Below are 12,400 nucleotides of genomic sequence, written 5' to 3'. Positions count from 1 at the left end.
TCATTTCGTGACAATTTGTCTAATTTTTCCTCCTGAAGTATTCCTTCCGCGCGGTTTCCGGGTTTAAACTGCCAGAACTGATGAAATTTTGTCCGCTGTTCAATACTGATAACAACACTACAAAAACAGGAGGCAGTCATGACCATCAGCTCCACGCCCGAGGGGGTGTCCGTTGAGCCGAGACATCTGCGGTTCGATGTCAGCGAGGATCTGAAAACGCTCTGGCATGGCAACGATGCTTTCCGGACCGCGTTCTTCAACGCCCTTTCCCTGCAATTTCCCGATGGCGAGCAGCAGTTTATCAATGCCGTAAGGCTCTATCGGGACAAGATCGAGGATCCAAAGCTTAAAGCGGAGATCCGCGGATTTATTGGCCAGGAAGCCCTGCACAGCAGGGAGCACAAGGATTACAACGAGGCCCTGAAGGCCCGGGGCTACGATATTGATGCCCTGGACCAACGGTTCCGCAAGCATATGGAGTGGGTGGGTAAACTGCCACCAAGCCGCCAACTGGCAGGTACCTGTGGCGCCGAGCACTACACCGCCGTCCTGGCCAATGCCATCCTGAGCCACCCGGAGTGGATGGAAGGCGCCACGCCGACCATGGCAAAGCTCTGGAGATGGCATGCGATTGAGGAAACCGAACACAAATCCGTCGCCTTTGATGTTTACCGGGAATGTGTCGGCAATGAACAGCTTCGCCGGATCGTCTTCCTCTTTGTTACCTGGAATTTCTTCAAGTACACCTTTTTGAATACCTGTAGCCTGCTGAAGGCCGATGGCAAACTCTGGAGCCTGCGCACCTGGGTTGGCGGGTTTAATTTTCTCTGGGGCAAGCCCGGAGTGCTCCGCAAGTGTCTGCCGGAATTCCTGGCGTATTTCCGTAAAGGCTTTCACCCCTGGCAGCAGGATAACCGCGAACTGCTCGAGCAGAATCTCCGTGAGCTGGATATGACATCGGCAGCACGATAGGGCCGGGTTGCTGAAATTCTGATCGCGGTGTGTAAAACTGTGCGGCACAAAGAATAACGACAATAAAGGGGGCTTCCGTTCGAGAAGCTACCCGGAGCTGGAGGCCCACCATGCGAGTTGGTTTGATCGTCGATTCTGCGTGCGACTTACCCTATGAGTTCAGCCGCAAGCACGACCTGTTCGTGCTGCCGGTAACCGCTGTAATCGATGGCCAGACCTACATAGACAAGCATGATCCGGTTCGGACCCAGGAGTTCTATCAGAGCGGCCTGTTGCAGAAAGGACATCAGGCGGAAACCCGCGCCTTCACCGCAGAGCAGATACACGATCTGTTCATGGAGAAGATCGTCACCCAGTTCGATATTGCTATCTGCGAGACGGTCACGAAATCCCGAAGCCTGATTTTCCAGAATGCCACCGAGGCTATGAACAGTGTCCTGGCGAATTACGAAGGTGCGCGGGAAGCCGCCGGTCGTGATGGCCGGTTCTTTATGCGTGTGATCGACAGTAAACAGATTTTTGCCGGCCAGGGCCTGCTGGCAGCCCACACGCTCAAGCTGATCGGCCAGAATGTGTCCAAGAATGCCCTGCGCCATGAGGTGGAAACCTTCAGCGACAAGATCTACACCTGCGTCATTCCGAGGGATCTGCACTACATCCGTGAACGGGCACGGCGGCGTGGCGACAAGAGTGTATCGGCGCTGGTTGCCTTCCTGGGCAAAGCACTGAACATTACGCCGGTTATCTTCGGGCAAGGGGCCGAGGGCCAGCCCGCGGCCAAAACCCGGAGTTTCGACGTGGCCGTGGAAAAGGTGATGAACTATGCCGCTGCCCGTGTCGAAGCCGGGCTTCTGACACCCTATGTAAGCCTGTCCTGTGGTCTTACCTGGACGGAGATCGAGGATTTGCCCGGGCTCAACCGACTGCGCGATGCTTGCGAACGCAATGGTGTGGAACTGCTGCTCTCCCAGATGGGGATTACCAGCAGCATCTACGTTGGCCCCGGCAGTCTTTGCCTCGCACTTGCTGCGGAACCCCACACCTTCAACGATTTTCAGTAACTCCTTCTCAGAGTGCGTGACTGAATCATACTGGCCCGGCCGCGCCTCTCCACCTGTAGTTTTGGCAAACCTGCCAGCGTTTCGTTCGTGTTAGCCTCTGGCCTGTGTGTTTCATTTCTTCAACAGGACAACTGACGCCATGACCAAAGGCAAAACGGATCTCGCCAACCAACTGCTTGAGCAGCATGTGAAACATGAGCTGGCTTCGCTAAAGGGCGCAAAGCTGCGCAAGTTCCTGGAGCAGGAGCTCGATGAGCTCTGGCATTATGCCGGCGAGATAACCCTTGGCCGGATAACCTCGGAAGAGCAGGTGATGGGCGTTATCCAGCGTATCGTTATGGACATGGAACTGGATGCAGGCATTCCGGAACTGGCTGCGGAGATGGCCACCGAGGTGCTCAATGCCGATGTGCAGTCAAAGACCACCCTGGGCGAGATCATCACCCGCGAACAGGCCACGGGCTTTCTGGAGGAAGCTCTGGAGCTCCGGCAGCAACGTGAACGGGTGATCAGCGAGATCATGGCGCACCCGGTCTATCAGGAGCTGGTGTCCAATGTGGTGTACCACGGCCTGGTGAACTACCTGTACGAGGATAACCTGATCACCAAGTCTGTGCCGGGCGTTGGTTCGATGATGAAATTTGGCAAGCGGATGGCCAACCGGGCGGTGCCGGGGCTGGATGAAACCTTTGAGCGTCGACTGAAAGCCTGGTTGTCTGACAGCCTGCCCGGTTTGATCAGCCGCAGTGAGCAATTCCTGCACAGTGCCCTGTCTGATGAGGAGCTGCGCGACAGTGTGATGGCCGCCTGGGTGTCTTTGGAGGATCGCACCATTGCCGAGCTTCACGAGGGGCTCGGAGACGTGCAGCTGCAGGAGTTTGTGGTGCTTGGCTATGAGTTCTGGCTGCAGTTTCGCAAGACCGGATACTTTGAGAACTGTGCCCGGGCCGTGGTTTCCCACCTGTTCGACAAATATGGCGAGCGCCCGCTTACAGACCTGCTGGGCGATATGGGGGTAAGCCGTGAGGTTGTTATGGCGGAGATAGATGCCTACGCAATTCCGGTTATAGACGTGTTACGTGAAGAGGGCTATGTTGAGGCCCTGGTTCGTCGGCGGCTTGCGCCATTTTACAAGTCCGCCGCTGCGCGTAAGATTCTCCAGCAGGAGGCCTGAGTCTGAGATTGTCGGCAGGGCCCCGGGGAAGGTTTCGTTCAGGATTTTGAGAGGGCATGACGTTGATATCGGATCTGTTCTGGGCCTATCTGGTTGCCATTACATTGCTCACCATCACGCCCGGTGTGGATACCCTGCTGGTGATGCGTAATACCGGCCGGGGCGGTTTGCGGGATGGGTGCGTGACCAGTGTCGGCATCTGTAGCGGCCTGTTCATTCATGCCACGCTCTCGGCGCTGGGCATCTCCCTCCTGTTGGTGGAAACCGCCTGGGCATTTTCTGCATTGAAGTGGGCCGGCGCTTGCTACCTGGTCTGGCTCGGCATCGGTTCGTTGCGCCAGGCCCTTCGCCGGGGTGACGCGCCTGCGGCAAAGGACGTAGCGGTCGCCCGCCGGAAGGTTGGCTTGGCGGTGTCCTTTCGTGAGGGCCTGCTATCCAACGTTCTTAATCCCAAAACCGCCCTGTTCTACATGGCTTTGCTGCCACAGTTTGTGGATCCGGCAGGCAACGCCTCTCAGCAATCGCTGATGCTGGCCGGTGTGCATTTTCTGCTGGCAATGCTCTGGCAGTGTGGTCTGGCCTGGGTGGTGGTTACGTTTCGGAGTCTTGGTGTAAACGCGCGTGTAAAGCGAACGCTGAACGGCCTGACGGGAGGGTTTTTCGTGGCCATGGGCGCCAAGCTGGCCAGCACCTGACGCAATCACGGAACTTCAGGCAAAGAAAAAGGGAAGCCTCGGCTTCCCTTTTTTGTTCCAGTTCCGGATGATTACTTTTCCAGATACTGAAGCTTGTTCGGCTTGCCATCCCACTCTTCAGCGTCTGGCAGTGGATCTTTCTTTTCGGTGATGTTCGGCCATTTGGCGGCCAGATCGGCATTCAGCTCAACAAACTGGACCTGATCGGCCGGCAGTTCGTCTTCCGAGAAAATGGCTTCGGCCGGGCACTCTGGCTCGCACAGGGCGCAGTCGATACATTCGTCCGGGTCGATTACCAGAAAGTTCGGTCCCTCGTAGAAGCAGTCTACCGGACAGACTTCCACGCAGTCTGTGTACTTACACTTGATGCAGTTATCAGTAACGATAAACGCCATAGTCAGATCCCTGGTCCAGTGGTCGGTCAGTCTCATCAGGAGCGCCGTCGGGCGCTGCCGTTATATTTTGGTGCGCGATATTGTAGGGAGCGACCCGCACAGCCGCAAGCGTTCGACTGCTATAACCTTATTACACAGATCAATTCTTCGCTATTTCTTCATCAACGCCTTCAGTTCGTAAAGCTGATTCATGGCATCCCGGGGGGTTAGTCCGTCGAGGTCCATGTCTTTAAGTGCCTCTTCCACGGCGCTGGGCTCCAGGCTGGCGAACATGTCGCCCTGGTAAACGGATTCATTTACCTTTGCTGCCGGCTTGGCCAGGGATGCGTTGTTGCCCTGTTCGGCGGCCGAGGCTGCCGGCGCCGCTGGCGAAGCGCTGCCCTCCAGGTGGGAGAGCTGGGTTTTGGCGTTACGGATCACATCCTGTGGCACGCCTGCCAGCTTTGCTACCTGCAGACCGTAGCTCTGGCTTGCCGGGCCATCATGCACGTTGTGCAGGAACACGATGCTGTCATCGTGTTCGGTGGCCGTCAGATGGACGTTTACGGCATGTTGCAGCTCATCGGCCAGCTGGGTCAGCTCGAAATAGTGGGTGGCAAACAGCGTGTAGCAGCGTATCTCCCGGGCAAGGTGTTCGGCAGTAGCCCAGGCCAGGGACAGGCCATCAAAGGTGCTGGTGCCACGACCAACCTCGTCCATCAACACCAGACTGTGCTCGGTGGCGTTGTGCAGGATGTTGGCGGTTTCGGTCATTTCCACCATGAAGGTGGAGCGGCCGCCGGCGATATCGTCCGAGGAACCCATGCGGGTAAAAATCCGGTCCACGGGGCCGATCACTGCCCGGTTGGCGGGCACGAAACTGCCGGTGTAGGCGAGCAGGGCAATCAGCGCGGCCTGACGCATATAGGTGGATTTACCGCCCATGTTCGGGCCGGTCATCACCAGCATGCGGCGCTGGGTGTCCATTAGCAGATCGTTCGGTACGAAGGGCTCGTCCAGTAACTGTTCAACCACCGGATGGCGCCCTTCTTCAATGTCAAAACCCGGGGATTCGCTGAACTCCGGCGCGGAAAAGCGCAGGGAGGTGGCGCGCTCGGCAAAATTACTCAGCACATCCAGTTCTGCCAGTGCCTGGGCGGCATCCTGAAGTGGCGCAAGTTGCCCGGCGACGGCTTCCAGTACGTCATCGTACAGGCCTTTCTCACGGGCCAGGGCCCGGCTCTTGGCACTCAGGGCCTTGTCCTCGAACTCTTTGAGTTCCGGTGTGATGAATCGCTCGGCGTTTTTCAGGGTCTGTCGGCGAATATAATCCACCGGCGCCTGATCGGACTGGGCCCGGCTGATTTCGATGTAGTAGCCGTGGACCCGGTTGTAACCTACTTTGAGGGTGCTGATACCGGTGCGATCCCGCTCCCGGGTTTCGACATCCAGCAGATACTGGCCGGCGTTTTCGCTGATGTTGCGCAGCTCGTCCAGCTCCTCGTCGAAGCCTTCCCGGATGACCCCGCCTTCACGGATTACGACCGGGGGATTATCGATGATGGCGCGCTCCAGTAGATCCGCCAGTTCCGGGTATTCCCCAATGATGGTCGCCAGCCTGACGACGTGGTGGGAATTGACCGGTTTCAGGGTTTCCTGCAGGTCCGGCAGGGCCTGGAAGGCATCCCGAAGCCGCGCCAGGTCTCTTGGACGGGCCGAACGAAGGGCGACCCGTGCGAGCACGCGCTCAATGTCGCCAACAGCTTTCAGCAGATCGTGCACCGGCTCATAGTGGAACCCGTCCAGCAGTGCCGATACCGCCTGCTGACGCTGGCGGACGATCTCCACATCCCGAAGCGGCCGATTCAGCCAGCGCCGGAGTTCCCGTCCACCCATGGATGTGGCAGTGCGGTCCATGACCCAGGCGAGGGTGTACTGGTGGCCGCCCATGAGATTGGTGTCAATTTCCAGATTGCGACGGCTGGCCGCGTCGAGGATGACTGCTTCATCGCGCCGTTCACGGGTCAGCTTGCGAATATGGGGCAGGGCGGTACGCTGGGTTTCCTTGGCATACTGCAGCAGGCAGCCTGCGGCACAGACGGCGAGATTGAGTTCCTCGCAGCCGAAACCCGTCAGGTCCCTCACCTGAAGCTGATGGGTAATAACCCTTCGGGCGGTATCGGATTCGAAGAGCCAGGGCCCCTGACGGCGTATTCCGGTGAAACCCTCCAGAACGTCCTCGTAGGGAAAATCCTCGCTGATCAGGATTTCCGCCGGACGCAGGCGCTGCAGTTCGCCCTGCAGGGCCTCCAGGTTTTCCAGCTCCGACACGGCAAAACGGCCGCTGGAAATATCGAGCGAGGCAAAACCGAACTGCTCCCGATGGTTATAGATAGCCACCAGTAGATTGTCCCGTCGATCCTCCAGGTAGGCGTCGTCGCTCAGGGTCCCCGGTGTGACGATCCTCACCACCTGTCGCTCAACCGGACCCTTGCTGGTGGCAGGATCTCCGATCTGTTCGCAGATGGCGATGGATTGACCTGCCCGAACCAGCCGGGCAATGTAGCCCTCAGAAGAGTGATAGGGGATGCCGGCCATGGGGATCGGATTGCCGCCAGATTGGCCCCGGGCGGTGAGGGTAATATCCATCAGCTCGGCCGCTTTCTTGGCATCTTCGTAGAACAGTTCGTAAAAGTCCCCCATGCGGTAAAAAACCAGTTCATTGGGGTGCTGGCCCTTGATCTTCAGGTACTGCTGCATCATTGGGGTGTGCTTGGAAAGATCGGTCTGAGCTGCTGACATGAACGGGTCCGGTAGCCTTGCTTTGGATGAAGGCGTGAATTGTAAGAAAATAACCGCCGTGATGAAACGAAGGAGGTCATTATGCTGGCCAGCGATCAGGAATTGGAAGAGGCAGGCAACCGCCTTGGTGAACGACTGCTGACAACCGGCCGTACCGTTGCGACGGCGGAGAGTTGCACCGGCGGCTGGGTTGCGAAGGTACTGACCGATCGTGCCGGTTCTTCGGCCTACGTGCTGGGTGGCCTGGTCACGTACAGCAATGAGGCCAAGCAGGGGCTTCTGGGCGTAACCCGGAAATCGCTGGATGAACACGGTGCGGTCAGCGAACCGGTGGTGCGGGAAATGGTTGCCGGTGCCCTGGTGGCGACAGATGCTGACGTTGCCGTGGCTATCAGTGGTGTTGCCGGGCCCGGCGGTGGCAGCGATGACAAGCCTGTGGGCACCGTCTGGTTTGCCTGGGGTAGCAGCCCGGCCTCCACCGTGGCCGTGGTAAAGCACTTTGAGGGCGATCGTGATCAGGTCCGCAGGCAGGCCGTTCTCTTTGCCCTTCAAGGGGTTAACAATTTTGTGGACGAAGTCTGACGGCTTTCACATCCGGAGGGGTTGGTCTCCTCTGCGGGTTATGTTTTAATACTGTTCAAATATACAGGGAATGGGCTGTTCGAGCTGTACAGATTCCCGATTCACTATTTCGCTGCCAGCCTTTTCCTGAGGGTGGCGGCCCAGGCGACAGAGGGTTTGCACTGATGGAAGACAACCGCAAGAAAGCATTGAGCGCAGCACTTGGGCAGATTGAGCGCCAGTTCGGCAAGGGCGCCGTGATGAAAATGGGCGATCAGCCCCGCGAAGCCATTCCTGCGGTCTCCACCGGTTCCCTTGGCCTGGACGTTGCCCTGGGTATTGGCGGTCTTCCATATGGTCGAATTTGCGAAATCTACGGTCCGGAAAGTTCCGGTAAGACGACGCTCACCCTGCAGGTAATTGCCGAAGCACAAAAAGCCGGCAAAACCTGCGCATTCGTGGATGCCGAGCACGCGCTCGATCCGGTTTACGCCGAAAAGCTGGGCGTCAATGTGGACGACCTTCTGGTGTCCCAGCCGGATACCGGTGAGCAGGCCCTGGAAATTGCCGACATGCTGGTTCGTTCCAATGCGGTAGACGTGATCATCGTGGACTCCGTGGCGGCCCTGACCCCGAAAGCGGAAATCGAGGGTGAAATGGGCGACAGCCACGTAGGTCTGCAGGCGCGACTGATGTCCCAGGCGCTTCGCAAGCTGACCGGTAATGTCAAACACGCTAACTGCCTGATGATTTTCATCAACCAGATCCGTATGAAAATCGGGGTTATGTTTGGCTCGCCCGAAACCACCACCGGTGGTAACGCGCTGAAATTCTACTCCTCCGTTCGCCTTGATATCCGCCGCATTGGTGCCGTGAAAGATGGTGACGAAGTGGTCGGTAACGAGACCCGCGTGAAAGTGGTCAAGAACAAAGTATCGCCGCCGTTCAAGCAGGCCGAGTTCCAGATTATGTACGGTAAGGGCATTTACCACATGGCGGAAGTGCTGGATATGGGCGTCAAGGAAGGCTTTGTCGACAAGTCCGGAGCCTGGTACGCCTACAATGGCGACAAGATCGGTCAGGGCAAGGCCAACGCCTGCAAGTTCCTGGAAGAAAACATGGACATTGCCAACGAGATCGAAGCCAAGGTTCGGGACAAGTTGATGCCCAAGCCTGAACCCAAGAAAGACGCAAAAGAAGAGCCCGCAGAAGCCAACGGCGAGCTGCTCTAAGCTTGATGTAGGGAGGACGTATGGATGGCATGAAGAAACTTTTGATTGTTGCCCATGCGCCTTCCCCGAACACCCTCCGCCTACGAGAAGCTGTGGATGAGGGTGCCCGCCATGAAGATATCGAAAACGTTGAAGTAACCGTTCTGGCACCGTTGGATGCCGGTCCCGAAGACGTTCTTGCCTGCGACGCCATTATTCTGGGCACCACTGAGAATCTCGGGTATATGAGTGGTGCTTTAAAAGACTTCTTCGATCGCAGCTACTATCCCTGCCTCGAGAAAACCCAGGGGCTACCTTTTGCCTATTACATTCGCGCCGGCCATGACGGCACGGGCACCAAGCGGGCAATAGAAAGCATTACTACCGGGCTACGCTGGAAGCTGGTCCAGGAGCCTTTGATCTGCCGGGGTGAATACCGGGAAGAGTTTGAAGATCAGTGTCGGGAGCTGGGGATGTATGTTGCGGCCAGCCTTGACGCCGGGCTGGTTTGATTCCGAAGGCCTGGCTCAGCTGGCAAACCGGTTGTAGAAGCCTTCAATCCGCGACAGGGCATTGTCGACAGTTCGTGAATAGCCCTTCTTGTCCAGGCAATAGCTGAACTGGACACTGACGCGATAGCCGGTCTGGAAGGGCTGGCATTCCACCACCCGGGCACAAACCCGCGATTCGCTGATGTACTTGCCGTCAAAATCCATGAACAGACGGGCGCCCGGCTCTACTGGTCGGGGGCATAGCACTGCCATTCCGTACCGGTTGAGGTCCAGGCAGGTAACCGGCGTGGGGTGTTTGCCACGACCAAGGAAGCTACGCTCCCGGAGCTGGACCTTCAGGCAGGAGGCGGGGTAACGATCCTTGATTCTGCGCTCTGCGGAATCATTGGTCATACGCTGGCGTCCGTTGCGTGCATTGTTTTTATGGTTGGGACATAAAGTGTAGTTCCGGAAAGGCTGGCTGAAAAATGAGCGGCGGCGGAATTGTGAACTGCCTAACAAAATCCCGCGCACTGTGCGCGACTCCAGAAATCTTCGTGCTGAACGCGACAGAGCCGACCGCAGAATCTACAATGACCGGCCAATGTGTTAACCGTTACAGGACCAAACCTTGAAGTCACTGCCTCTGCACCAGCTTTACAAAGCCTGTGTTCTGAAAGATCTGCCGTTCAAAACCACCAAGCAACTGGAGCCCCTGGCTGAAATCGTTGGCCAGAACCGTGCCCAGGAGGCTGTGCGTTTTGCTCTGGCAATGCCCCATGGCGGTTACAACGTCTATGCCGTTGGCCGTAATGGCCTGGGTAAGCGCACCATGATGCTGCGTTACCTCGAGCATCATGTGGATACGGATCAGCAGAGCCATGACTGGTGCTACGTGGCCAACTTCGAGGAGCCGCGCATTCCGAAGCTGTTGCAGCTCCCGGCCGGGAAGGGTACCCAGCTCAAACAGGATATGGAAAAGCTGATGAGTCGCCTGGTCAAGGTTATTCCACAGACCTTTGACAGCGACAGCTTTCTTGAGCGCTCGGAACAGTTGAAAAACGAATACGGCAAAAAACAGGAAGACGAGCTCGAGAAGGTGGCGGCACAGGCCAAGCGCAAAAAAGTCAGCCTCACTGTGACAACCCCGGGCGGTTATCGGTTGGTGGCCATGAATGGCGACGAACCCCACACTGCGGAATCTTTCCAGGCTCTGACTGATGAGCAGCGCGACAAGTTCGAAGATGCCATCAACAAGCTTGAGAAAAAGCTCAGGCAGGCGCTCCGCAAACTGGCGGACTGGGAACAGGAATACGCTGATAAACAGCAAGCCCTGAACCAGGAGACCCTCGAGAGTATCTCAGGCCATCAGATCGATGAGCTGATCGAGAAATACAAGGATCTGCCGGACGTGGTCGCCTTCTTTGAGGCGGTTCGGGCGGACCTGGTTGAAAATCTCGAGATTTTCCTCGATGACAACGAGGAACAGGCAGCGATTGCGTATGCGTCCCTCGACAAGAAGATGCCCCGCCGTTACCTCGTCAATGTTCTGGTGCACCAGAAAACCAACGAAGTACCAATGGTGGTGGAGGATAACCCCACCTACCACAACCTGTTCGGTTACGTTGAGAACGTCACCTTCAAGGGCACCGTGTTCACGGATTTCTCCCTGATTCGCCCTGGCAGCCTGCACAGGGCCAACGGTGGCTATCTGTTGATGGACGCCATCAAGGTTCTGGAGCAACCGTTCGTATGGGATGGCCTCAAGCGTGCGCTGCGTTCGAAGTCCATACAGATAAATTCCCTGGAACGGGAACTGACGCTGTCCGGAACCATCTCAATTGAACCGGAATCGGTGCCCCTGGACGTCAAGATTGTTCTGTTCGGCGACCGTGAAACCTGGATGTTGCTGCAGGAATACGATTCTGAATTCGCCGAGCTGTTTCGAGTCACGGCGGATTTCGAGAACGAAATGTACCGTTCCGATGACAGTCAGCTGCTATATGCCAAGTTCATCGCCAGCCTGGTGAGCGAGAAGAAGCTACTGCACTGTTCGAACAAGGCGGTTGCCCGGGTGATTGAACACAGTGCCCGTATGGCCGAGCATCAGGATCGACTGTCCCTGCACGCGGCCGATATTGCCAACCTGCTGCGGGAATCCGATTTCTGGGCCCGTCAGGCCGGTGCCAAGCTGATCCAGGACCTGCACGTTGAGCGCGCGCTAGAAAGCGCGAAATACCGCAGCAGCCGGATCCGGGATCAGTTCTATGATTCCATCCGTGACGGCACAACGCTCGTAACTACAAGTGGCACGTGTGTTGGCCAGGTTAATGCACTCTCGGTGCTGTCCACGGGTGGATTTGAGTTCGGTCTTTCCAACCGTGTCACCGCTACCTGCTATTATGGAGATGGCGCGGTCATGGATATTGAGCGAGATGTAAAGCTTGGTGGCAATCTGCACTCCAAGGGCGTGATGATCCTGAGCTCCTGGCTAGCCTCCCATTTTGCGGTCAACGATCCGATGCACCTGTCGGCCAGTCTGACCTTCGAGCAGAACTACGGTGAAGTGGACGGAGACAGTGCGTCTCTGGCAGAGCTGTGCGCGCTGATTTCGTCCCTTTCCGGTATACCGGTTCGGCAGGATCTTGCGATTACGGGGTCGGTCAACCAGTTTGGTGAGGTTCAGCCCATTGGCGGTGTCAACGAAAAAGTGGAAGGCTTTTTTACCACCTGCCAGCTCAAGGGTGGGCTTTCAGGCAGCCAGGGTGTCATCGTGCCATCCACCAATGTGCAGAACCTGATGCTTGACAGCGAAGTGGTGCAGGCAGTGCGCGGGGGGCAGTTTGCGGTGTACGCGGTCGCCCGTGTTGAAGAGGCCATCACGCTGCTGCTTGGAAAGCCTGCGGGCAAGGCCGATGACAAAGGCAGGTACCCGAAGCAGAGCGTTTTTGGCATTATCCAGCAACGGCTAGAAAAAATGCGGGAACACGAGCGTCAGGAACATGCCCGTGACGACCATAAAGACCCGTCAATTCACTGACCGGCGATCATAAGAAAAC

At 57.2% G+C, this 12,400-nt stretch carries 11 protein-coding genes; 8 read left to right on the top strand and 3 right to left on the bottom strand.

Annotated elements, in window-relative coordinates; translation table 11 throughout:
- Positions 1 to 138: 138 nt before the first annotated feature.
- The 4 genes from KYE_RS03760 (at position 139) to KYE_RS03745 (ending at position 3,902) form a co-directional block, all read left to right on the top strand.
- A complete protein-coding gene (locus tag KYE_RS03760) occupies positions 139 to 972 on the top strand; it encodes a metal-dependent hydrolase (protein WP_008170545.1) in 834 nt (277 codons plus the stop codon).
- Between the two features lie 110 nt (positions 973 to 1,082).
- A complete protein-coding gene (locus KYE_RS03755; protein ID WP_008170544.1) occupies positions 1,083 to 2,033 on the top strand; it encodes a DegV family protein in 951 nt (316 codons plus the stop codon).
- A gap of 139 nt (positions 2,034 to 2,172) precedes the next feature.
- Positions 2,173 to 3,207: a hypothetical protein gene (locus KYE_RS03750; RefSeq protein ID WP_008170543.1), complete on the top strand. Its 1,035-nt coding sequence runs from the start codon at positions 2,173 to 2,175 to the stop codon at positions 3,205 to 3,207.
- A 56-nt stretch (positions 3,208 to 3,263) separates the two neighbouring features.
- Positions 3,264 to 3,902 (top strand): LysE family translocator, encoded by a 639-nt coding sequence (locus tag KYE_RS03745; RefSeq protein WP_008170542.1) that lies wholly within the window; start codon positions 3,264 to 3,266, stop codon positions 3,900 to 3,902.
- Positions 3,903 to 3,973: 71 nt separating this feature from the next.
- On the opposite strand, the gene fdxA is transcribed toward KYE_RS03745, so the two are convergent.
- A complete protein-coding gene (gene fdxA / locus KYE_RS03740; protein WP_008170541.1) occupies positions 3,974 to 4,297 on the bottom strand; it encodes a ferredoxin FdxA in 324 nt (107 codons plus the stop codon).
- 150 nt (positions 4,298 to 4,447) lie between these two features.
- Positions 4,448 to 7,078 carry a DNA mismatch repair protein MutS gene (mutS, locus tag KYE_RS03735; RefSeq protein WP_008170537.1) on the bottom strand — a complete coding sequence of 877 codons (2,631 nt, stop codon included), beginning with the start codon at positions 7,076 to 7,078 and terminating at the stop codon, positions 4,448 to 4,450.
- A gap of 81 nt (positions 7,079 to 7,159) precedes the next feature.
- Here mutS and pncC point away from each other — a divergent pair, with 81 nt between their 5' ends.
- The 3 genes from pncC to KYE_RS03720 all read left to right on the top strand — a co-directional run bounded on the left by pncC (position 7,160) and on the right by KYE_RS03720 (position 9,362).
- Positions 7,160 to 7,660 carry a nicotinamide-nucleotide amidase gene (gene pncC, locus KYE_RS03730; RefSeq protein WP_008170536.1) on the top strand — a complete coding sequence of 167 codons (501 nt, stop codon included), beginning with the start codon at positions 7,160 to 7,162 and terminating at the stop codon, positions 7,658 to 7,660.
- A gap of 164 nt (positions 7,661 to 7,824) precedes the next feature.
- Positions 7,825 to 8,871 (top strand): recombinase RecA, encoded by a 1,047-nt coding sequence (recA, locus tag KYE_RS03725; protein WP_008170534.1) that lies wholly within the window; start codon positions 7,825 to 7,827, stop codon positions 8,869 to 8,871.
- Between the two features lie 20 nt (positions 8,872 to 8,891).
- The gene (locus KYE_RS03720) at positions 8,892 to 9,362 is read left to right on the top strand and encodes a flavodoxin family protein (protein WP_008170531.1); all 471 of its coding nucleotides are present in this window, start codon (positions 8,892 to 8,894) and stop codon (positions 9,360 to 9,362) included.
- A 15-nt stretch (positions 9,363 to 9,377) separates the two neighbouring features.
- Here the strand turns inward: KYE_RS03720 and KYE_RS03715 are convergent, their stop codons facing one another.
- Entirely contained in the window at positions 9,378 to 9,755 is a 378-nt protein-coding gene (locus KYE_RS03715) for a PilZ domain-containing protein (protein WP_008170530.1), read from the bottom strand.
- 217 nt (positions 9,756 to 9,972) lie between these two features.
- On the opposite strand from KYE_RS03715, the gene KYE_RS03710 reads away from it, so the two are divergent.
- Positions 9,973 to 12,381, top strand: coding sequence for an ATP-binding protein (locus tag KYE_RS03710; protein ID WP_008170528.1), 2,409 nt, complete (start codon positions 9,973 to 9,975; stop codon positions 12,379 to 12,381).
- Positions 12,382 to 12,400: the final 19 nt, after the last annotated feature.

This window comes from Marinobacter manganoxydans MnI7-9 (assembly GCF_000235625.1).
Lineage (GTDB): Bacteria > Pseudomonadota > Gammaproteobacteria > Pseudomonadales > Oleiphilaceae > Marinobacter > Marinobacter manganoxydans.
This window is presented reverse-complemented; position numbering and strand designations above follow the sequence as displayed.